Consider the following 20,555-nt stretch of genomic DNA (forward strand, 5'->3'; position numbering starts at 1 on the left):
TTACGCCGGGTCGCCTTCGGTGAGTTCGTCGGCGCGCGCCTGGGCCTGGCCCAGGTTGATCGTGCCCTCGTAGATCGAGCGGCCGCAGATCACGCCTTCGATGCCTTCTTCCTGCACCGCGCACAGGGCCTCGACATCGCCCAGGTTGTGCAGGCCGCCGGAAGCGATGATCGGAATGCGCACGGCCTGGGCCAGCTTGACGGTCGCTTCGATGTTAATCCCGCCCATCATGCCGTCGCGGCCGATGTCGGTGTAGATGATCGATTCGACGCCATAGGCTTCGAACTTGGTGGCCAGGTCGATCACTTCGTGGCCGCTCATCTTGCTCCAGCCGTCGGTTGCGACCTTGCCATCCTTGGCGTCCAGGCCGACGATGATGTGGCCGGGGAAGGCGCCGCAGGCGTCGTGCAAAAAGCCCGGGTTCTTGACGGCGGCGGTGCCGACGATGATGTAGGTGATGCCGTCGTCGAGATAGCGCTCGATGGTGTCGAGATCGCGGATGCCGCCGCCCAGCTGGACGGGGATCTCGTCGATATCGTTATCGACGGCGAACTCCTGCACCACCTGCAGGATCGACTTGACGGCGGCTTCGTTTTTCGGCTTGCCGGCGAAGGCGCCGTTCAGGTCCACCAGGTGCAGGCGGCGCGCGCCCTGCTTGAGCCAGTGCAGCGCCATTTCGGCGGGGTCTTCGGAGAAGACGGTGGCAAGTTCCATATCGCCCTGTTTGAGGCGAACGCAGTGACCGTCTTTGAGGTCGATGGCAGGAATGAGCAGCATGATCGGTTATCGCTTAGTTGGGTTGGGTGATTGGGTGACCGGATGACAATCAGGGATTCCAGTGGACGAAGTTCTTGTACAGCTGCAGGCCCGCGCCGGCGCTTTTCTCCGGGTGGAACTGGGTCGCGAAAATATTATCGCGGGCGACCGCGCAACAGAACGGCGCGCCGTAATCGGTTTCGCCGGCGGTGAGGCTGGTATCGTCAGGCTGGACATAGTAGCTGTGCACGAAATAGAAGTAGCTATCGTCGAGGATACCCTGCCACAGCGGATGCTGGCGCACTTGTTTGACGCGGTTCCAGCCCATCTGCGGCACCTTGAAGCGCGAGCCGTCCGGCTGCAGGCGGCCATCGAGCCGGAAGCGCACGACTTTGCCGGGCAACAGGGCCAGGCCGGGCGTATCGCCCTCCTCGCTCACGTCGAACAGCATTTGCTCGCCGACGCACACGCCCATGATGGGACGGGTCTTGGCGGCGCGCAGCAAGGCTTCCTCGACGCCGGACTGGCGCAGGCTGGCCATGCAGTCGCGCATGGCGCCCTGGCCGGGCAGGACGATCCGGTCGGCCGAATCGATATCGGCGACGGCGCCGGAGATAAGTACGTCGGCTTCAGGAGCGACGGCGCGTAGGGCTTGCGCCACCGAGCGCAGGTTGCCCATGCCGTAGTCGACCACAACAATTTTATTCATAGCAATTCAAATGTGTCGTCGTTCCCGCGAAGGCGGGAACCCAAGTTATGTCGGCTAAGCCGCGAAACCTTGGGTTCCCGCCTGCGCGGGAACGACGGAGAGGATGACGTTACAAACTACCCTTGGTCGACGGAATCGTGCCAGCCGAACGCGCGTCAAGCTCCGCAGCCATGCGCAGCGCCCGCCCAAAAGCCTTGAACACCGTCTCGCACTGATGATGCGCGTTCTCGCCGCGCAGGTTATCGATGTGCAGCGACACCAGCGCGTGATTCACAAAACCCTGGAAAAACTCATGCGCCAGGTCGACGTCGAAGCTGCCGATCATCGAACGCTTCCAGGGTACGTGCATCTCCAGCCCCGGACGACCGGAAAAATCGATCACCACGCGCGAGAGCGCTTCGTCCAGCGGCACGTAGGCGTGGCCGTAACGGCGGATACCCTTCTTGTCGCCGATCGCCTTGGCCACCGCCATGCCGAGCGTGATGCCGGTATCTTCCACCGTGTGGTGGGCGTCGATATGCAGGTCGCCCACGCATTCGATATCGAGGTCGATCAGGCCGTGGCGGGCGATCTGGTCGAGCATGTGGTCCAGAAAAGGCACGCCCGTGTTGAGCTTTTGCTGGCCGGTGCCATCGAGGTTGATGGCGACCCGGATTTGCGTCTCGTTGGTGTTGCGCGTTATGTTTGCGGTGCGGTCTGCGATGTTCATGGGGAGGCTCGGTTAGTGCGAAGTCAGCGATGCCTTGACGGCATCCAGGAAAACAGCATTTTCTTCAGGTGTGCTCACGGTCACGCGGATGCACCCGCCCAATCCGTTCATTTTACTCACATTTTTGATCAGTACCTTGGCCGCGTCGAGCCGTGCGACGGTGGCGTCGGCGTCCGGCAGGCGCACCAGCAGGAAATTGGCGGCCGACGGGAACACGGTCACGCCGGGCAGCGCGGCCAGGTCGGTCGCCATGTGTTCGCGCGCTTCGATCAGCAGGGTGGCCTGGTCGTTCAGCACCTCGATATGATCGAGCGCAAATTCGGCGGCGGTCTGGGTCAGCACATTGATGTTATACGGCGGGCGTACCTTTTCGAACTGCGCCAGCAGCTTGGGCGCGGCGGTCATGTAGCCGAGGCGGATGCCGGCCAGGCCCAGTTTCGAGACGGTGCGCATGACGACCAGGTTCTCGAACTCGGGCAGGCGCTCCATGAAGGAGGTGCGCGCGAACGGGCCGTAGGCTTCGTCGACGACGACGATGCCGGTGTCGCCGACGGCGTGGATGATCTCGACCATCTCGGCCGGGTCGAACAGGTTGCCGGTCGGGTTGTTCGGGTAAGCCAGGAACACCAGCGCCGGCTTGTGCTCGGCGATCTTGGCGAGCATGGTCGCTTTGTCGAGCGTCATGTCGGCGCGCAGCGGCACGCCCACGAACGTAGCGCCGGCCAGCATGGCCGAACGCGAAAACATCACGAAGCCGGGCGTCGGCGCCAGGATCACCGGGCGGCGCGCGCCGCCCGAGACGGCGGTGGCCATGATCGAGATCAGTTCATCGGAGCCGTTGCCGAGGATGACGTCGTAACCGCCTGGTACGCCCAGGCGCGTGCAGATTTTATGTTTGAGCGTGGCGTTGCTGGCCAGCGGATAGCGGTTCAGGACCGCGGCGGCCAGGCGCTGGCCCAGTTCTTCGCGCAGGTGGGCAGGCAGCGAGTACGGGTTCTCCATCGCGTCGAGTTTGATGAAGCCGTCGGCGTCGGCAACGACGTAGGCGTGGTCGGCCTGGACCTCGGGACGGATCGTGTTGGCGATCAGCGTGTCGATGAAACTCATGCTGCTTTGCTCCTTAAGTTACCGTCATTCCCGCGCAGGCGGGAATCCAAGTTCGTACCGTAGCTGTCGGCGGCTCGACGAAATTGGGTTCCCGCCTGCGCGGGAACGACGGCGGTGGCGGTGGTGGTGGGAATGACAGTTCTAAGCATTTTCAGCCTGCGCAGTCTTTTTGGGCGGCTTGCGCTTCTTGACCATTTCCTGCTCCGGCGGCGAAGCCAGGCGCGCGGCGATGATCTCGCAGTACGCGGCATTGAGCTCGAAGCCGACAAAATTGCGCCCGCAGCGCTTGGCCGCCATGGCCGTGGTGCCGCTGCCCATGAACAGGTCCATCACCACGCCGTCCGGCGGGCACGAGGCCTTGACCATGCGCTCGATGATCTCGAGGGGTTTTTGGGTCGGGTGATCGGCGCGCTCCGGATGTTCCTTGTGCAGGCGCGACACGCTCCACAGATCCTTGGGGTTGTAACCCACTTCGAGCCACTTGGCGCCGACGAAAATGGAACGCGAACGGGCCTTCTTGGTCGCCGCGTCGTACGCAATCCTCACCGCGTCCAGGTCGAAATAGTAATCCTTGCGGTTCACAAAGAAGCCGATCGTGTCGTGCACCGAACTGAAACTCCTCACGCTGCCGCCCATCGACGGTACCCGGCGGTCCCAGATAATCTCGTTCATCATCGTCATGCGCTGCTTGAGCATGACGAAAATCTCGGGCGAAAAGCGCCACGTCAGGAAGATGTACAGGCTGCCGTTGGGTTTGAGCTTGGGCAGCGCCTTCGAAATCCACTGCTCGGTCCAGGCCAGGTAATCGGCCACGCTTTGCTGGTCGGAGTCGTTGCCGTAGTCCTTGCCCAGGTTATACGGCGGGTCAGTCAGAATCAGGTCGATGGAACCGTCCGGGATGCGCGCCAGTCCAACCAGCGCATCCTCGCAAAATACCTGATTGAGCCAGTCGCTCATGCCGCCGGTCGCAATCGCAGTTCGGCGCTGCGCGCGTGCGCCTGCAAGCCTTCGCCGTAGGCCAGTTCGGCCGCGACCTTGCCCAGGGTTTGCGCGCCGGCTTCGCTCACGAAAATCACCGACGAACGCTTCTGGAAGTCGTACACGCCCAGCGGCGACGAAAAGCGCGCGGTGCGCGAGGTCGGCAGCACGTGGTTCGGGCCGCAGCAGTAGTCGCCCAGCGACTCGGACGAAAAACGCCCGAGGAACATGGCGCCGGCATGGCGGATCTTGTCGGCCCACCGCTGCGGGTCCTCGGCCGAAATTTCCAGGTGCTCGGCGGCGATGGCGTTGGCGATGTCGCACGCTTCCTGCATGTCGCGCACCTTGACCAAGGCGCCGCGGTCGGTCATCGAAGTACGGATGGTGTCCGCGCGCGGCATGCTCGGCAGCAGCTTGTGGATGCTCGCCTCCACCCGTGCGATGTAGTCGGCGTCGGGGCACAGCATGATGGCCTGCGCCAGTTCGTCGTGCTCGGCCTGCGAGAACAGGTCCATCGCGACCCAGTCCGGGTCGGTAGTGCCGTCGCACAGCACCAGGATTTCGGACGGGCCGGCGATCATGTCGATGCCGACGGTGCCGAACACGCGCCGCTTGGCCGCCGCCACGTAGGCGTTGCCGGGGCCGACGATCTTGTCGACCGGGGCGATGGTGGCGGTGCCGTAGGCCAGCGCGCCGACAGCCTGGGCGCCGCCGATGGTGATCACGCGCGTCACGCCCGCAATGGCGGCGGCGGCCAGCACCATCTGGTTTTTCACGCCGTCCGGGGTCGGCACCACCATGATAATTTCAGGCACGCCGGCCACCTTGGCCGGCACCGCGTTCATCAGCACCGACGAGGGATACGCCGCCTTGCCGCCCGGGACGTAGATGCCGACCCGGTCGAGCGGGGTGATTTTCTGGCCCAGGACCGTGCCATCGGGCTCGGTGTAGGTGAAGCCGCGCAGTTCTTCTTTTTGCCGCTCGTGGAAGACGCGAATCCGTTCGGCGGCCGTTTCCAGCGCCGCGCGCTGGGCTGCAGGCAGCGCATCGAGTGCGGCCTGCAATTCGGCTTGCGGCACGTCGAAGGCGGCCATGCTGGCGGCGCCTCCGGGAATGCGGTCGAATTTGTTGGTGTACTCAAGGACGGCGGCGTCGCCACGATGTTTGACGTCATGCAGGATCGCCGCCACCGATTTTTCAATCGCTTCATCGGTGGACGCTTCGAAGGCCAGCAGGGTATCGAGGCGTTGCTTGAAGTCCGGCTGGGCCGAATCGAGGTGGCGGATCTGGATGGTCATGATAGTCGTTTCTAACTCTTTAGTTGTTCAGGCGCGACGCGCGTTCGAAGGCGTCGAGAATCGGTTGCAGGCGCTCGCGCTTGAGTTTGAGCGCGGCCTGGTTCACCACCAGGCGCGATGAAATATCCATGATCTCTTCGACTTCGACCAGGTTGTTGGCGCGCAGGGTGCTGCCGGTGGAGACCACGTCGACGATCGCGTCCGACAGGCCGACCAGGGGCGCCAGTTCCATCGAACCATACAGCTTGATCAGGTCGACGTGCACGCCCTTGGCGGCGAAATGCTCGCGCGCGGTCTGGACGAACTTGGTGGCCACGCGCAGGCGCGCACCCTGGCGCACCGCCTTGTCGTAGTCGAAGCCGGCGTTCACCGCCACCGACATGCGGCATTTGGCGATGTTCAGGTCGATCGGCTGGTACAGGCCTTCGCCGCCGTGCTCGAGCAGCACGTCCTTGCCGGCCACGCCGAAATCGGCGGCGCCGTACTGCACGTAGGTCGGCACGTCGGACGCGCGCACGATGATGACGCGCACGTTCGGATCGTTGGTCGCCAAAATCAGCTTGCGCGAGGTCTCCGGGTTTTCGGTGACGGTGATGCCGGCCGCTTCCAGCAAAGGCATGGTGTCGTCGAAGATGCGGCCCTTCGACAGCGCCAGGATCAGCTGGGAGTTGGCCGGGTTACTGAATGTGCTCATCGTGTCTTCTTTATTTGATGCGGACGATATCGGCGCCCACCGCCGACAGCTTCACTTCCATGCGGTCGTAGCCGCGGTCGAGGTGATAGATGCGGTCGATGATGGTGGTGCCTTGCGCGGCCATGGCGGCGATCACCAGCGAGGCCGAGGCGCGCAGGTCGGTCGCCATCACAGGCGCGCCCACCAGCTTGTCGACGCCCTTGACGTGGGCGGTGTTGCCCTCGGTCTGGATCGAGGCGCCGAGACGGTTCATCTCCTGCACGTGCATGAAGCGGTTTTCGAAGATCGTTTCGGTAATGCGACTGCTGCCCGAGGCGATGGTATTGACGGCCATGAACTGGGCCTGCATGTCGGTCGGGAAGCCCGGATACTCGGTGGTGCGGAACGACACCGGCTTCGGACGGCCGCCCATCTGCGCGCGGATCGAATCGGGACCCATCGTCATGACCAGGCCGATCTCGCGCAGCTTGTCGAGCGCCACGTCAAAATAGTCGGTGCGGGTGTTCTTGAGCAGGATGTCGCCGCCGGTGGCCGCCACCGCGCACAGAAAAGTAGCCGCTTCGATGCGGTCGGAGATCACCGCGTGCTTGGCGCCGTGCAGTTCGGCCACGCCCTGGATCACCAGGCGGTCGGTGCCGATGCCCTCGATTTTCGCGCCCATGGCCACCAAGAGGTTGGCCAGGTCGGTCACTTCCGGCTCGCGCGCGGCGTTTTCCAGAATCGTTTCGCCGTCGGCCAGGGTGGCCGCCATCAGCAGGTTCTCGGTGCCGGTGACGGTGATCATGTCGGTGCGGATGCGGGCGCCCTTGAGCTTCTTGCACTTGGCGTAGATGTAGCCGCCTTCGATGGTGATCTCGGCGCCGAGCGCCTGCAAGCCCTTGATGTGCTGGTCGACCGGGCGCGAACCGATGGCGCAGCCGCCCGGCAGCGAGACCTTGGCTTCGCCGAAGCGCGCCAGCAAGGGACCGAGCACCAGGATCGAGGCGCGCATGGTCTTGACCAGCTCATACGGCGCTTCCAGGGTGGTGATGGCGCTGCCGTTGAGGGTCACGCGCTCGTCGTCCTGGGTCACCTTCAGGCCGGTCTGGGCCAGCAGCTTGAGGATGGTCTTGACGTCGTGCAGGCGCGGCACGTTCGACAGTTCAAGGTCGCCCGAGGTGAGCAAACCGGCGCACAAAATCGGCAGGGCCGCGTTCTTGGCGCCCGAGATGACGATTTCCCCTTCGAGGCGCTTGCCTCCGACCACTTGGAGCTTGTCCATGCTTGTTTATCCTTTTAACCTTGGTATTCTTCTGGAGTGAGCGTTTTCATCGACAGCGCGTGGATTTCTTCGCGCATGCGGTCGCCCAGCGCCGCATAGACGATCTGGTGACGCTGGATCGGGCGCTTGCCGGCAAACGCCGGCGAAACGATGACGGCGGTGAAATGCTGGCCGTCGCCGTCCACTTCGAGGTGGGTGCATTCGAGACCGGCGCTGATGTAGCCGTGAATAAGTTCTGGTGTGGTAGCCACGATGATTCCTCTGATGAATGACGCATTAATGGCGCAGGTTGTAGCCGCGCTTGAGCAGGTTGATGGCGATACCCGCGAGTACCGCGAAGAAGGCCGACACGATCGCAAGGCTGGTCCACGGCGAGACGTCGGACTGGCCGAAGAAGCCGTGACGGAAGCCGTCGATCATGTAGAAAAACGGATTGAAGTGCGACACGGTGAGCCAGAATGGCGGCAGCGAGTGGATCGAGTAGAACACGCCGGAGAGGAAGGTGGCGGGCATGATCAAAAAGTTCTGGAAGGCGGCCAGCTGGTCGAATTTTTCGGCCCAGATGCCGGCAATGACGCCCATGGTGCCGAGGATGGCCGCGCCCAGCAGCGCAAACGCCAGTATCCACAGGGGCGCGGAGAACGACAGCTTGGCGAACCACACGGTGGCGATGAACACGCCGGCGCCAACGGTCAGGCCGCGCACCACGGAAGCGAGCACGTAGGCCGACAGGATCTCCCAGTGCGACAGCGGCGGCAGCAAAATGAAGACCAGGTTGCCGGTGATCTTGGACTGGATCAGCGAGGACGAGGAGTTGGCGAAGGAATTCTGCAATACGCTCATCATCACCAGGCCGGGAATGAGGAAGGCGGTGTAGTTCACGCCGCGCACGTTGACGTGACCTTCGAGCACGTGGCCGAAGATCAGCAGGTACAGCATGGCCGTGAGCACGGGTGCGAGCACGGTTTGCGTGGCCACCTTCCAGAAGCGCAGCATTTCCTTGTAGAGCAGGGTCTGGAAGCCCACCGAGAACATGTTCATAGCGTGCCCTTGTCCATAATCTGCAGGAAGATGTCTTCCAGGTCGGCCTGCTGCAGCTGCATTTCGTCGATGACGGCGCCGGCTTCGCGCAGGCGCGCCAGGATCTGTTCGACTTCGCCGTATTCATTCACGCGCAGGCTGTATTTCATGCCGCCGCCGTTGCCATTACCGTTGTCTGTTTCGTCGTGCGACACCAGGTGGCGCAGGTCTTCCGGCAGGCTGCCGCTGGCCAGGTGCACGATCAACTGCGAACCGGAGATGCGGCGGATCAGGGCCGACATGGTGTCGAGCGCGACCACCTTGCCGCCCTTGAGCATGGCCACGCGCTGGCACATGGCTTGCGCTTCTTCCAGGTAGTGGGTGGTCAGCACCACCGTGTGGCCTTCCTTGTTCAAACGCGAGATGAACTTCCAGAGCGTCTGGCGCAGTTCAACGTCGACGCCGGCGGTCGGCTCGTCGAGCACGATCACGGGCGGCTTGTGGACCAGCGCCTGGGCCACCAGCACGCGCCGCTTCATGCCGCCGGACAGAGCGCGCATGTTCACGTCGGCCTTGTTGGTCAGGTCGAGGTTGCCCATGACTTCATCGATCCACTTGTCGTTGTTTTTCAGGCCAAAGTAGCCCGATTGCAGGCGCAAGGTTTCGCGCACCGTGAAGAAGGGATCGAACACCAGTTCCTGCGGCACCACGCCGAGCTTCTTGCGCGCTTCGCGGAAATCGGTGACGACATCGTGGCCGTGAATGGCGACCGTGCCCGCATCGGGGCGGATCAGGCCGGCGATGGTGGAGATCAGGGTGGTCTTGCCGGCGCCGTTGGGGCCGAGCAGGCCAAAGAACTCGCCTTCTTCAATCGTCAGGGAGACGCCACCCAAGGCTTTGAGGGCCTTGTAGCTTTTCTCGACGTTGGTAATTTGAATCGCTGTCATGCGTCTTTTTGGGTGAGCAAATGTCTATACAGCATGCAGAGACATTGCGGGGTGAGCCGTCAATTATAGGGGAAATCGGGAGAAACAGAGTTGCCCAGGGTTACAGGCAGGGGGAGTGGAGAGGCGCGGGCGCCTCCCCAAAGGCAGGATCAATGGTGGTGCAGGTTGGCGGGAGTGTCCACCAGGAAGGCATCGACGCCGTACAGCGCGGCCAGGCTTTTCAGGCTGTCCGGAAGATTGACATAGGACAGCACCACGCCGGCGCTGCGCGCGGCGCGCTGCCAGGCCAGCAGGACCGCGACGGCGGACGAATCGGCGACCTTGACGGAGCCGAAATCGAACACGGTCTGGCCCGCCTTGATCGCATCGTAACCCTGCACCAGTGCCGCCTTGGCGTTGTGCACGGTCAGGGTATCGATGTTCTCGAGCTTGTTGGTTTGAACCATATTATTTGATGGGCTTGGCCAGCGGCTTGGCGGCCAGCTTCTTGTTGCGCTCGGCCAGGGTCTTGATCAGGCCATCGATGCCGGACTTGTTGATTTCGGATGCGAAGGTGCCTTTGTAGGTTTCCACCAGCCACGCGCCGAGCACGTTGATGTCGAAAATCTTCCAGCCGCTTGGGGTTTGCGCCAGGCGATAGTTCAGGGTGACCGGCTCGCCGCGGGCCACGTTCACTTGCGAACGCACTTCGACTTCCTTGTCTTCCGGCGCGGCGCGCAGCGGCTTGAACTCGACGGTTTCATTCTTGATCTGCGACAGCGCGCCCGAGTACGTAAAGATCAGCAGGGTGCGGAACTCGTTCGAGAGTTGCTTTTGCTGTTCAGGCGAGGCATCGCGCCAGGCGCGACCGGCGGCCAGCTGGGTCATGCGCATGAAGTCAACGTGCGGCAAGATCTTGCTTTCGACCAGGTCCATGACCCTTTTCTGGTTGCCGGCCTGGATATCCTTGTCGGCTTTGGCGGTGTCGATGACGTCGGCGCTGATGCGCTTGACGAGCGCGTCCGGCGCTTCGGCAGGGGCGGCGGCGATGGCGCTGGTGGCAATGGTCACTGTCGCGAGGGCAATAAGGTGTTTGATCAGTTTCATAAGCTCTTTTCGAAAAGGTTGCGTTTGTACCGGCTGGACCGTGCGTTGACGGTCCAGTTTAGCGGTTAACTACTTCGAGGGCGTTTCGGATGACACAGCCGGTGTTGCCGCCGGCGTCGGTGCAGGGGCGGTCGGCGTGGCCGCCGGCGCCGTGGCCGCAGCGCCAGGCGACGCGCTAGGCGACGCGCTAGGCGAGGCGCTGTCATCGTCGGCGTAGGCGGCGCGGATGCTCTTGGCGTCGGCCGGTCCTTCGTTGGCTTCTTTCAGCGCCTTGCGCGAGGCTTCGCCATCGAAGACCTGGCCCTGGCGACGCTGCAGGAAGCCGTCGCGGATGAATTCGTAACGGTCGAGTGCGGCTTCTTCCATCAGGTTCGACGCGTCCAGGATGTTGGCGCGGGCGTCGATCACGCGGATCGCGGTGCCGATGTTGCGGGTCGACGAGGGATCGACATAGGACCAGCCATTGGCGGCCATGTCAACCGGCAAGCCGGAGGTGTCGCGCACGGTGGACGGTCCCAGCAGCGGCAGCATCAGGTAGGGGCCGCTCGGCACGCCCCAGTAACCGAGGGTCTGGCCGAAGTCTTCATTGTGCTTTTTCAAGCCCGCTTCGGAAGCGATGTCGAACAGGCCGCCGATGCCGAAGGTGGAATTGAGCGCAACGCGGGTCCAGTCGGACATGCCTTGCTCGCCCTTGCCTTGCATCAAGTTGTTAGCGCCGGTCCAGACATCGGACAGGTTGCCGAAGAAGTTGTTCACCCCCGTTTGCACGAAGCTCGGCAGCACCTTCTTGTAGGCGGTGGCGGCTGGCTTGAGCGCGGCCTGGTCGATGGTGTCGTTAAACTTGAACATCGTGCGGTTGAACGGCTCGAGCGGATCGCGCGGGTTGTTGGTGGCGCAACCGCTCAGGGTGGCAATGGCCACCAGGGCGGCAGCGCTGGCGCGCCAGGTCGGGGCGCGGTTCGGCTTCATGAATGTCATTGCTCTTATTCCTTTCCGTCAGCTGCCTTGCTGTAGATGAACTGATTAATCAGGTCTTCCAGCACGGTGGCAGATTGGGTCGTGTTAATCCGGTCACCATTGACCAGCTTGTTGGCATCGTCGTTACCTGCCTGAATACCGATGTACTGTTCACCGAGCAGGCCGGCAGTAAGGATTTTGAGCGAGCTATCTTTCGGGAAGTTATAGCCCGTCTCCAGTTCCAAGGTTACCAGCGCCTGATAAGTTTTGTCATCAAACTTGATATCGCCCACGCGCCCGACCACCACGCCGGCGCTTTTCACCGGTGCTTGCGGCTTGAGCCCGCCGATATTGTCGAACTTGGCCTGGACCAGGTAGGTCTTGCCGAACGACAATGTGCTCATGTTACCGGCCTTGAGGGCCAGGAACAGCAGCGCTGCCAGGCCCAGCAGAACAAACAGGCCGACCCAGACGTCGATGGATTTACGATGCATTTGATTTCCTAACTCGTGTTATGCGGCGCTGTGTGCCGCCAGATTCAATAGTTGAACGGTATTTAGTTAAACATCATCGCGGTCATCACGAAGTCCAGACCCCAGACGGTCAGCGACGCGATCACAACGGTACGGGTGGTGGCGCGCGACACGTCTTCCGGCGTCGGCTGGGCCTGGTAGCCCTGGAACAGCGCGGTGAAGGTGACGGCGATGCCGAACACGAAGCTCTTGATGATGCCGTTGACGACGTCGTGCTGCACATCCACGTTCGCTTGCATCTGCGACCAGAAGGCGCCTTCGTCGACGCCGATCAGCTGCACGCCGACCAGGTAGCCGCCGAGCACGCCGACAGCGCTGAAGATGGTGCCGAGGATGGGCATGGCAATCACGCCGGCCCAGAAACGCGGTGCCAGCACGCGCTGCACCGGGTTAATCGCCATCATTTCCATGGCCGAGAGTTGCTCGCCGGCTTTCATCAAGCCGATTTGCGCGGTCAGCGAGGTACCGGCGCGGCCGGCGAACAGCAGGGCGGTCACGACCGGCCCGAGTTCGCGCACCAGCGCCAGCGCGACCACCTGGCCGAGCTTTTGTTCGGCGCCGTAGGGCGTGAGGGTGATATAGCCCTGCAAACCGAGCACCATGCCGACGAACAAGCCGGAGACGATGATGATCACCAGCGAATAATTGCCGATGAAGTGAATCTGTTCGGAAATGAGTCCGGGACGGCGCAGCGCGCCCGGGGTCACGCCCAGCAGGGTGAAGAAGGAGCGCGTGGCGAAGCCGACGCTGGCAATGTTTTCGCGCACGGACTGGCCGATGGCGCCCAGGAAGTTAGCGATCACTTGCGCTCTCCCAGGCCCAGGTCCTCGGCCAGCGACTTGCCGGGGTAATGGAAAGGCACGGGGCCGTCGGGCGCGGCGTTGACGAACTGCTTCACGTAAGGATCCTCGGAGACGCGCATATCGGCCGGCGTACCCTGGGCGACAATCTTCCCGGCGGACATAAAGTACACATAATCGGCGATCGCAAAGCATTCATGCACATCGTGCGACACCAGGATCGAGGTGGAGCCGAGCGCATCGTTGAGCCTGCGGATCAGGTTGGCGGTCACGCCCATCGAAATCGGGTCGAGGCCGGCGAACGGTTCGTCGTACATGATCAGTTCCGGATCGAGCGCGACGGCGCGGGCGACGGCCACGCGGCGCGCCATGCCGCCGGAAATCTCGGCAGGTTTCAGCCTGGCGGCATTGCGCAGGCCGACCGCGTTGAGCTTCATGAGCACCAGGTCGTGGATCAGCTCTTCGGGCAGGTCGGTATGTTCGCGCAGCGGAAAGGCGACGTTTTCGAAGACGCTCAGGTCGGTGAACAAGGCGCCGAACTGGAACAGCATGCCCATCTTGCGGCGCAGGCGGTACAGATTATCGGTATCGAGTTCGTGGACGGTTTCGCCGGCGACGGTGACGAAGCCTTTTTGCGGGCGGATCTGGCCGCCGATCAGGCGCAGCACCGTGGTCTTGCCACAGCCGGAACCGCCCATGACGGCCACGACCTTACCGCGTGGGAAGTCCATCCGGAGGTTCGACAAGATCGAACGGTCGCCGTAAGAAAAATGTAGATCGCGGATTTCGACAAGATTAGACACGGCGCTGTTCATATTTGGGAATGGCGTATTGTAGTGCAGAAAGGGCAATCTCTGCTGAGAGGCCCCCGATCCACAATGGGTGCGCGCGGCCAGAATACAACACTACTGAACGGCGGGTCAGATATTTCCGAAGCTAAGTGCTTGTTTTTGCTCGGATAGTGGGGCGGAAGAAATTGGTTCGAAGGCGGACTTATTACTCATGCTCAACAATGCGTTTATGTAACTTTACATTACTTCATGCATACAACGAAGGTGAAATCGGTCAAAAAAGAGACAGATTTAGAACCGCAGGACCGCTGCGCCGTCTCCCCCGCGAAGGCGGGGGTCCATAGCACCTATGATCAAAGGTGCTATGGGCCCCCGCCTTCGCGGGGGAGACGGTTCTAAGTTCTCTGGCCGCAATCAGCGCGGCAGGACCGATTCACCCATCAGGAACTCATCGACCGCCCGTGCGCACTGGCGCCCTTCGCGAATCGCCCACACCACCAGCGATTGTCCGCGGCGCATATCGCCCGCCACGAACACTTTCGGCACCGAGGTCGCGTAGCAGCCGTCGCCATCGGTCGTGGCCTTGGCGTTGCCGCGCGCATCTTTTTCGACACCGAAGGCGTCCAGCACCTGTTGTACCGGCGACACAAACCCCATCGCCAGCAGCACCAGGTCGGCTTTCATCTCGAATTCCGAATTCGGCACTTCGATCATCTTGCCGTCTTTCCACTCGACTCTGCAGGCGATCAGCTTCTCGACCTTGCCGCCCTTGCCTTCGAAACGCTTGGTCGCCACCGCCCAGTCGCGATCGCACCCTTCTTCGTGCGAGGACGAGGTGCGCAGCTTGGTCGGCCAGTACGGCCATACCAGCGGCTTGTTTTCCTGCTCGGGCGGCTGCGGCATCAGTTCGAACTGGGCCACCGACGTCGCGCCGTGGCGGTTCGAGGTGCCCACGCAGTCGGAACCGGTATCGCCGCCGCCGATCACGACCACGTTCTTGCCGCTGGCCTTGATCTGGTCCTTGAGCTTGTCGCCGGCGTTGACCTTGTTTTGCAGCGGCAGGAAATCCATGGCGAAATGCACGCCCTTGAGCTCGCGCCCGGGCACCGGCAAGTCGCGCGGTTGCTCGGCGCCGCCGGCCATGACGATGGCGTCGAAGTCTTTTGCCAGGTCTTCCGGGAAAATCGTTTCCTTGGCCCAGTTGTTGACCGAGGCCGGGAAGTCTTTGCCGACCAGCACGCTGGTGCGGAAGGTCACGCCTTCGGCTTCCATCTGCTTGACCCGCAGGTCGATGTGGGTCTTTTCCATCTTGAAGTCGGGAATGCCGTAGCGCAACAGGCCGCCGATCCGGTCGCTCTTTTCAAACACGGTGACGGCATGGCCGACGCGCGCCAGTTGTTGCGCCGCCGCCAGGCCGGCCGGACCGGAACCGATGATGGCCACTTTCTTGCCGGTCAGTTTTTCCGGCGGCTGCGGCAGCACCCAGCCGTGCTCCCAGCCGGTGTCGATGATCTTGTGCTCGATCGACTTGATGCCGACCGGGTCGTTGATGATGCCCAGGGTACAGGCCGACTCGCACGGCGCGGGACAGACCCGGCCAGTGAACTCGGGGAAATTGTTGGTCGAGTGCAGGTTGTCCAGCGCGGCGCGGTAGTTGCCGTGAAAGACCAGGTCGTTCCAGTCGGGGATGATGTTGTTGACGGGACAGCCGCTATTGCAGAAAGGGATGCCGCAATCCATGCAGCGCGCCGCCTGCACCTTCGCTTGCGGATCGCTCAGGTGCAAGACGAATTCCTTGTAGTTCTTGACGCGCGCCGCAGGCTCGAGATAGCCCTCGTCCTGACGCTTGAATTCCATGAAGCCGGTGATTTTACCCACGATGTTTTTCCTTGTGTTCTATGCGGCGGGCAACTTGGTGCCCGCCCGGACTGTCTTAGGCAGCGATCTTGGCGACGGATTTTTCAACAGCGTCGATCTTGTCGTTCGCTTCTTCCATGCTGCTGTTGTGCAGTTCTTCCAGCGCCCGCTTGTATTCGGTCGGGAAGACTTTGACGAACTTGGCGCGGCCGGTCGCCCAGTCGTCCAACAGGTTGCGCGCGCGGGTCGAACCCGTGTGCTTGAAGTGGCGTTCGATCAAGCGCTTGAGGATGGCTTCGTCCGATTCCGGGTTGCTGGCGCGGCTCTGGCTGTGCCAGCCGGCGCGGTCGCCCTGCTCCTTGGTGCTGAGCACGCGCTCCAGGTTGACCATGGCGGTGTTGCATTTCTTCTCGAAATCGCCCAGCGGATCGTAGACATACGCCACCCCGCCCGACATGCCCGCCGCAAAGTTGCGGCCCGTGGCGCCCAGCACCACGACCGTGCCGCCAGTCATGTATTCGCAGCCGTGATCGCCGCAGCCTTCGACAATCGCCGTCGCCCCGGAGTTGCGCACGGCAAAACGTTCGCCCGCCACGCCATTAAAGAAGGCTTCGCCGGCAATCGCACCGTACAGCACCGTATTGCCGACGATGATGTTATCTACCGCCCAGCCCCGGAACTCGGTATTCGGACGCACGATGATGCGCCCGCCAGACAAGCCCTTGCCGACGTAATCGTTGCCCTCGCCCACCAGGTCCAGGGTGATGCCGGCGGCCAGGAAGGCGGCGGCCGACTGGCCGGCCGTGCCTTGCAGCTGGATGTGGATGGTGTCGTCCGGCAAACCGGCGTGGCCGTAGCGCTTGGCCACTTCGCCCGAGAGCATGGTGCCGACGGTGCGGTTGACGTTGCGCACCGGCGAGATAAAGGAGACGCGCTCGCCTTTTTCCAGGGCCGCCTTGGCTTGGGCGATCAGCTTGTGGTCGAGCGCTTTTTCCAGGCCGTGATCCTGCTCTTCGACCTGGCGCACCGCGCCGCCGACCGGCACTTCCGGCTGGTAGAAAATGTTACTGAAGTCCAGGCCACGGGCTTTCCAGTGGCTGATGGCTTTCGATTTGTCGAGCAGGTCGACCCGGCCGATCAGTTCGTCGTAGCTGCGGATGCCGAGCTGGGCCATCAGTTGACGCGCTTCTTCGGCCACGAAGAAGAAATAGTTCACCACGTATTCCGGTTTACCCGAGAACTTGGCGCGCAGGATCGGGTCCTGGGTCGCCACGCCGACCGGGCAGGTGTTCAAGTGGCATTTGCGCATCATGATGCAACCTTCGACCACCAGCGGGGCCGTGGCGAAACCAATCTCGTCGGCGCCGAGCATGGCGGCAATCACCACGTCGCGCCCGGTTTTCATCTGGCCATCGGCCTGCACGCGGATACGGCTGCGCAAGCCATTCAAGACCAGGGTTTGCTGGGTTTCCGCGAGACCCAACTCCCACGGCGTGCCGGCGTGCTTGACCGACGACAAGGGCGAGGCGCCCGTGCCGCCGTCATGGCCGGCAACGACCACGTGATCGGCCTTGGCCTTGGTCACGCCGGCCGCGACCGTGCCGATACCCACTTCCGACACCAGCTTGACCGAGATCGAGGCGCGCGGATTGGCGTTTTTCAGGTCGTGAATCAATTGCGCCAGGTCTTCGATCGAATAAATATCGTGGTGCGGCGGCGGCGAAATGAGGCCCACGCCCGGCACCGAGAAGCGCAGGCTGGCGATGTATTCGGTCACTTTGTGGCCCGGCAACTGGCCGCCCTCGCCCGGTTTGGCGCCCTGCGCCATCTTGATCTGGATCTGGTCGGCCGAGTTCAGGTACTCGGCGGTGACGCCGAAGCGGCCCGACGCAACCTGCTTGATGCGCGAACGCAGGGAATCGCCTTCCTGCAAAGGAATATCGACCACCACGTTCTGCTCGCCGATGACGGAAGCCATCGTTTCGCCCTGCTTGATCTTGATGCCTTTCAATTCCTTGGTGTAGCGGAACGGATCTTCGCCGCCTTCGCCCGTGTTCGACTTGCCGCCGATGCGGTTCAGGGCGATGGCGAGCGTGGCGTGGGCTTCGGTGCTGATCGAGCCCATCGACATGGCGCCGGTGGCGAAACGCTTGACGATCTCCTTGGCCGGTTCGACTTCGTCGAGCGGAATGGCTTTGGTCGGATCGAGTTTGAACTCGAACAGGCCACGCAGTGTCAAATGACGACGGCTCTGGTCATTGATGATCTGCGCGTATTCCTTGTAGCTCGAAAAATTGTTGCTACGGGTAGAGTGTTGCAGCTTGGCGATGGCGTCAGGCGTCCACATGTGTTCTTCGCCACGCACGCGGAAGGCGTATTCGCCGCCGGCGTCCAGGGCGTCCTCCAACAGCGGATCGTTGCCGAAGGCCAGGTTGTGCAGGCGCAGCGCTTCTTCGGCCACTTCGAACACGCCGATGCCTTCGACATTCGACGAGGTGCCTTTGAAGTACTTGTCGACCAGCGACTTGTTCAGGCCGATGACTTCGAAAATCTGCGCGCCGCAGTACGACATATAGGTCGAGATGCCCATCTTGGACATCACCTTCATCAAGCCCTTGCCGACGGCCTTGGTGTAGTTATAGATGGCGGTGTCGCCGGACATCTCGCCGCTCATGCCCTGGGCCAGTTCGATCAGGGTTTCCATGGCCAGGTACGGGTGCACGGCTTCGGCGCCGTAGCCGGCCAGCAGGGCGAAGTGGTGGGTTTCGCGGGCCGAGCCGGTTTCCACGACCAGGCCGGTGGAGGCGCGCAGGCCGCGCGCCACCAAATGCTGGTGGACGGTGGAGGTCGCCAGCAGGGCCGGAATGGCGACCTGCTCGGCCGACACGGCGCGGTCGGAAACGATCAGGATGTTGTGGCCGGACTTGACCGCGTCCACCGCTTCGGCGCACAGCGAGGCGAGCGAGGCTTCGATACCTTCCTTGCCCCAGGCGACCGGGTAGCAAATGTTCAGCTCGTACGACTTGAACTTGCCGCCGGTGTGGGCGCTGATCGTGCGCAGGCGCGCCATGTCGTCGAAGCCGAGCACCGGCTGCGACACTTCAAGGCGCATCGGCGGATTGACGTTGTTGGTGTCCAGCAAATTCGGCTTGGGGCCAATAAACGACACCAGCGACATGACCATGGCTTCGCGGATCGGGTCGATCGGCGGATTGGTCACTTGCGCGAACAGTTGCTTGAAATAGTTGTACAGGGGCTTGAGCTTGTTGGACATGACCGCCAGCGGCGAATCGTTGCCCATCGAACCGGTGGCTTCTTCGCCGAGCACGGCCATCGGGGCCATCAGGAATTTCAGGTCTTCCTGGGTGTAGCCGAAGGCTTGCTGGCGGTCGAGCACGGACGCCGGGGTTTTTTCGCCCTGGGCGGAGCTACCGTCCTTGGCGCGGTTGTGGCCGAGCTGGCTTTCCTTGAGCTTGATTTCGTTCAGCTTGATGCGCACCGAGTTAATCCACGCCTTGTACGGCTTGGCGTTGGCGTAGGTGTCTTTCAATTCCTTGTCGTCGATGATGCGGCCCGCTTCCAGGTCGATCAGGAACATCTTGCCCGGCTGCAGGCGCCATTTCTGGATGATTTTCGATTCCGGAATCGGCAGCACGCCCGATTCGGAGGCCATCACGACCAAATCGTCGTCCGTGACGATGTAGCGCGCCGGACGCAAGCCGTTGCGGTCCAGGGTGCCGCCGATGTGGCGCCCGTCGGTAAACGCCATGGCGGCCGGGCCGTCCCACGGTTCCATCATGGCGGCGTGGTATTCGTAGAAAGCGCGGCGGTTGTCGTCCATCATGGTGTGATTTTCCCAGGCTTCCGGGATCATCATCATCATGGCCTGGGCGATCGGGTAGCCGGCCATGATCAGCAGTTCGAGGGCGTTGTCGAAGCAGGCGGTGTCGGACTGGCCTTCATAGATCAGCGGGAACAGCTTTTGCAGGTCTTCGCCCAGCACGGCCGACTTCATCACGCCTTCGCGCGCGCGCATCCAGTTGAAGTTGCCTTTGACGGTGTTGATTTCGCCGTTGTGGGCGATCAGGCGGTAGGGGTGGGCCAGCGGCCATTCCGGGAAGGTGTTGGTCGAAAAACGCTGGTGCACCAGCGCAAGCGCCGAGATGCAACGCGGATCTTGCAGGTCCTTGTAATAGACACCGACCTGGTCGGCCAGCAGCAAGCCTTTATAGACGATGGTGCGGGCCGACATCGATGGCACGAAAAATTCTTTGCCGTGCAGCAGTTTGAGGGCCTGGATCGCGTGCCCGGACGACTTGCGGATCACGTACAGCTTTCGTTCGAGCGCGTCGGTGACCATGATGTCCGGGCCGCGGCCGATGAAAATCTGGCGGATCACCGGTTCCTTGCCGCGCACGGTCGGCGACATGGGCATGGTGTCGTCCAGCGGCACGTTGCGCCAGCCGAGCACGACTTGGCCTTCGATGCGCACCGCGCGCTCGATTTCTTGCTCGCAGGCGATGCGGGAAGCATTTTCTTTCGGCAGGAACACCATGCCGACGCCGTATTCGCCCGGCGGAGGCAGTTCCACGCCCTGCTTCGCCATTTCGTCGCGGAAGTATTGGTCCGGGATCTGGATCAGGATGCCGGCGCCGTCGCCCATCAGCTTGTCGGCGCCGACAGCGCCCCGGTGATCGAGGTTCTTCAGGATCAAAAGGCCCTGCTCGATGATGGAGTGGCTCTTGTTGCCCTTGATATGGGCGATGAAACCGACGCCGCAGGCATCGTGTTCATTGGACGGATCGTACATTCCTTGGGCAATCATGCGCATTCTCCACAGCTTTTTAAAATCGAACACCAACATTAGTGCAATGCAGCAGAATGGGCAAGTGGATTAATTAGGGTCAGAGTCGCATTAATTCGCATGGCGTCGCTCAGAAAATTAAATAGGGACATAGTGAGCGGAATTTGAGGTTTATGCTGTGCGGCTAGCTGGGAAAGGGTTTTTGGCGGTTTTGACAGCCGAAAAAAAAAAACGCCCGGCGGGCGTTT

19 protein-coding genes are annotated in these 20,555 nt (G+C 62.2%); all 19 read right to left on the bottom strand.

The window, feature by feature from the left end; genetic code table 11:
* The 19 genes from hisA to F0185_RS06075 all read right to left on the bottom strand — a co-directional run bounded on the left by hisA (position 1) and on the right by F0185_RS06075 (position 20,328).
* A complete protein-coding gene (gene hisA, locus F0185_RS05985; RefSeq protein WP_166885644.1) occupies positions 1 to 777 on the bottom strand; it encodes a 1-(5-phosphoribosyl)-5-[(5-phosphoribosylamino)methylideneamino]imidazole-4-carboxamide isomerase in 777 nt (258 codons plus the stop codon).
* Positions 778 to 826: 49 nt separating this feature from the next.
* A complete protein-coding gene (gene hisH, locus F0185_RS05990) occupies positions 827 to 1,465 on the bottom strand; it encodes an imidazole glycerol phosphate synthase subunit HisH (protein ID WP_167222511.1) in 639 nt (212 codons plus the stop codon).
* Positions 1,466 to 1,574: 109 nt separating this feature from the next.
* Positions 1,575 to 2,174, bottom strand: a complete 600-nt coding sequence (gene hisB / locus F0185_RS05995; protein WP_167222513.1) for an imidazoleglycerol-phosphate dehydratase HisB — start codon at positions 2,172 to 2,174, stop codon at positions 1,575 to 1,577.
* Positions 2,175 to 2,186: 12 nt separating this feature from the next.
* Positions 2,187 to 3,281, bottom strand: coding sequence for a histidinol-phosphate transaminase (gene hisC / locus F0185_RS06000; RefSeq protein WP_167222515.1), 1,095 nt, complete (start codon positions 3,279 to 3,281; stop codon positions 2,187 to 2,189).
* A gap of 141 nt (positions 3,282 to 3,422) precedes the next feature.
* Entirely contained in the window at positions 3,423 to 4,238 is an 816-nt protein-coding gene (locus F0185_RS06005; protein WP_167222517.1) for a DNA-methyltransferase, read from the bottom strand.
* Entirely contained in the window at positions 4,235 to 5,557 is a 1,323-nt protein-coding gene (gene hisD, locus F0185_RS06010; protein ID WP_167222519.1) for a histidinol dehydrogenase, read from the bottom strand. The genes F0185_RS06005 and hisD overlap by 4 nt, the downstream gene beginning before the upstream one ends.
* A gap of 19 nt (positions 5,558 to 5,576) precedes the next feature.
* Positions 5,577 to 6,251, bottom strand: a complete 675-nt coding sequence (gene hisG / locus F0185_RS06015; protein ID WP_166874830.1) for an ATP phosphoribosyltransferase — start codon at positions 6,249 to 6,251, stop codon at positions 5,577 to 5,579.
* A gap of 10 nt (positions 6,252 to 6,261) precedes the next feature.
* Positions 6,262 to 7,512, bottom strand: a complete 1,251-nt coding sequence (gene murA, locus F0185_RS06020) for a UDP-N-acetylglucosamine 1-carboxyvinyltransferase (protein ID WP_167222521.1) — start codon at positions 7,510 to 7,512, stop codon at positions 6,262 to 6,264.
* 14 nt (positions 7,513 to 7,526) lie between these two features.
* Complete coding sequence (locus F0185_RS06025) at positions 7,527 to 7,763, bottom strand: BolA family protein (RefSeq protein WP_167222523.1); 237 nt, start codon at positions 7,761 to 7,763, stop codon at positions 7,527 to 7,529.
* Between the two features lie 25 nt (positions 7,764 to 7,788).
* Positions 7,789 to 8,553: an ABC transporter permease gene (locus tag F0185_RS06030; protein ID WP_167222525.1), complete on the bottom strand. Its 765-nt coding sequence runs from the start codon at positions 8,551 to 8,553 to the stop codon at positions 7,789 to 7,791.
* Complete coding sequence (locus tag F0185_RS06035) at positions 8,550 to 9,479, bottom strand: ABC transporter ATP-binding protein (protein WP_167222527.1); 930 nt, start codon at positions 9,477 to 9,479, stop codon at positions 8,550 to 8,552. Before F0185_RS06035 ends, F0185_RS06030 begins: the two co-directional genes overlap by 4 nt.
* Positions 9,480 to 9,628: 149 nt before the next feature.
* Positions 9,629 to 9,925 carry an STAS domain-containing protein gene (locus tag F0185_RS06040; protein WP_166885661.1) on the bottom strand — a complete coding sequence of 99 codons (297 nt, stop codon included), beginning with the start codon at positions 9,923 to 9,925 and terminating at the stop codon, positions 9,629 to 9,631.
* Between the two features lies 1 nt (position 9,926).
* Positions 9,927 to 10,565: an MlaC/ttg2D family ABC transporter substrate-binding protein gene (locus tag F0185_RS06045; RefSeq protein WP_166885663.1), complete on the bottom strand. Its 639-nt coding sequence runs from the start codon at positions 10,563 to 10,565 to the stop codon at positions 9,927 to 9,929.
* A 69-nt stretch (positions 10,566 to 10,634) separates the two neighbouring features.
* On the bottom strand, positions 10,635 to 11,543 hold the full coding sequence (locus F0185_RS06050; RefSeq protein WP_167222529.1) for an MlaA family lipoprotein: 909 nt from the start codon (positions 11,541 to 11,543) through the stop codon (positions 10,635 to 10,637).
* A 5-nt stretch (positions 11,544 to 11,548) separates the two neighbouring features.
* On the bottom strand, positions 11,549 to 12,016 hold the full coding sequence (mlaD, locus tag F0185_RS06055; RefSeq protein ID WP_166885667.1) for an outer membrane lipid asymmetry maintenance protein MlaD: 468 nt from the start codon (positions 12,014 to 12,016) through the stop codon (positions 11,549 to 11,551).
* Between the two features lie 62 nt (positions 12,017 to 12,078).
* Positions 12,079 to 12,858, bottom strand: coding sequence for a lipid asymmetry maintenance ABC transporter permease subunit MlaE (mlaE, locus tag F0185_RS06060; protein ID WP_166885669.1), 780 nt, complete (start codon positions 12,856 to 12,858; stop codon positions 12,079 to 12,081).
* The gene (locus F0185_RS06065) at positions 12,855 to 13,658 is read right to left on the bottom strand and encodes an ABC transporter ATP-binding protein (protein ID WP_166885671.1); all 804 of its coding nucleotides are present in this window, start codon (positions 13,656 to 13,658) and stop codon (positions 12,855 to 12,857) included. The genes mlaE and F0185_RS06065 overlap by 4 nt, the downstream gene beginning before the upstream one ends.
* A gap of 402 nt (positions 13,659 to 14,060) precedes the next feature.
* Entirely contained in the window at positions 14,061 to 15,524 is a 1,464-nt protein-coding gene (locus F0185_RS06070) for a glutamate synthase subunit beta (RefSeq protein WP_167222531.1), read from the bottom strand.
* A 55-nt stretch (positions 15,525 to 15,579) separates the two neighbouring features.
* A complete protein-coding gene (locus F0185_RS06075; RefSeq protein ID WP_167222533.1) occupies positions 15,580 to 20,328 on the bottom strand; it encodes a glutamate synthase-related protein in 4,749 nt (1,582 codons plus the stop codon).
* Positions 20,329 to 20,555 lie beyond the last annotated feature (227 nt).

The organism is Massilia rubra (assembly GCF_011682065.1).
GTDB classification, from domain to species: domain Bacteria; phylum Pseudomonadota; class Gammaproteobacteria; order Burkholderiales; family Burkholderiaceae_D; genus Telluria_A; species Telluria_A rubra.

Excerpts from the sequence above, each read along its gene's own strand:
- hisA (WP_166885644.1), bottom strand. The coding sequence starts at position 777 with ATGCTGCTCATTCCTGCCATCGACCTCAAAGACGGTCACTGCGTTCGC.
- hisH (WP_167222511.1), bottom strand. The coding sequence starts at position 1,465 with ATGAATAAAATTGTTGTGGTCGACTACGGCATGGGCAACCTGCGCTCG.
- hisB (WP_167222513.1), bottom strand. The coding sequence starts at position 2,174 with ATGAACATCGCAGACCGCACCGCAAACATAACGCGCAACACCAACGAG.
- hisC (WP_167222515.1), bottom strand. The coding sequence starts at position 3,281 with ATGAGTTTCATCGACACGCTGATCGCCAACACGATCCGTCCCGAGGTC.
- F0185_RS06005 (WP_167222517.1), bottom strand. The coding sequence starts at position 4,238 with ATGAGCGACTGGCTCAATCAGGTATTTTGCGAGGATGCGCTGGTTGGA.
- hisD (WP_167222519.1), bottom strand. The coding sequence starts at position 5,557 with ATGACCATCCAGATCCGCCACCTCGATTCGGCCCAGCCGGACTTCAAG.
- hisG (WP_166874830.1), bottom strand. The coding sequence starts at position 6,251 with ATGAGCACATTCAGTAACCCGGCCAACTCCCAGCTGATCCTGGCGCTG.
- murA (WP_167222521.1), bottom strand. The coding sequence starts at position 7,512 with ATGGACAAGCTCCAAGTGGTCGGAGGCAAGCGCCTCGAAGGGGAAATC.
- F0185_RS06030 (WP_167222525.1), bottom strand. The coding sequence starts at position 8,553 with ATGAACATGTTCTCGGTGGGCTTCCAGACCCTGCTCTACAAGGAAATG.
- F0185_RS06035 (WP_167222527.1), bottom strand. The coding sequence starts at position 9,479 with ATGACAGCGATTCAAATTACCAACGTCGAGAAAAGCTACAAGGCCCTC.
- F0185_RS06040 (WP_166885661.1), bottom strand. The coding sequence starts at position 9,925 with ATGGTTCAAACCAACAAGCTCGAGAACATCGATACCCTGACCGTGCAC.
- F0185_RS06045 (WP_166885663.1), bottom strand. The coding sequence starts at position 10,565 with ATGAAACTGATCAAACACCTTATTGCCCTCGCGACAGTGACCATTGCC.
- F0185_RS06050 (WP_167222529.1), bottom strand. The coding sequence starts at position 11,543 with ATGACATTCATGAAGCCGAACCGCGCCCCGACCTGGCGCGCCAGCGCT.
- mlaD (WP_166885667.1), bottom strand. The coding sequence starts at position 12,016 with ATGCATCGTAAATCCATCGACGTCTGGGTCGGCCTGTTTGTTCTGCTG.
- F0185_RS06075 (WP_167222533.1), bottom strand. The coding sequence starts at position 20,328 with ATGATTGCCCAAGGAATGTACGATCCGTCCAATGAACACGATGCCTGC.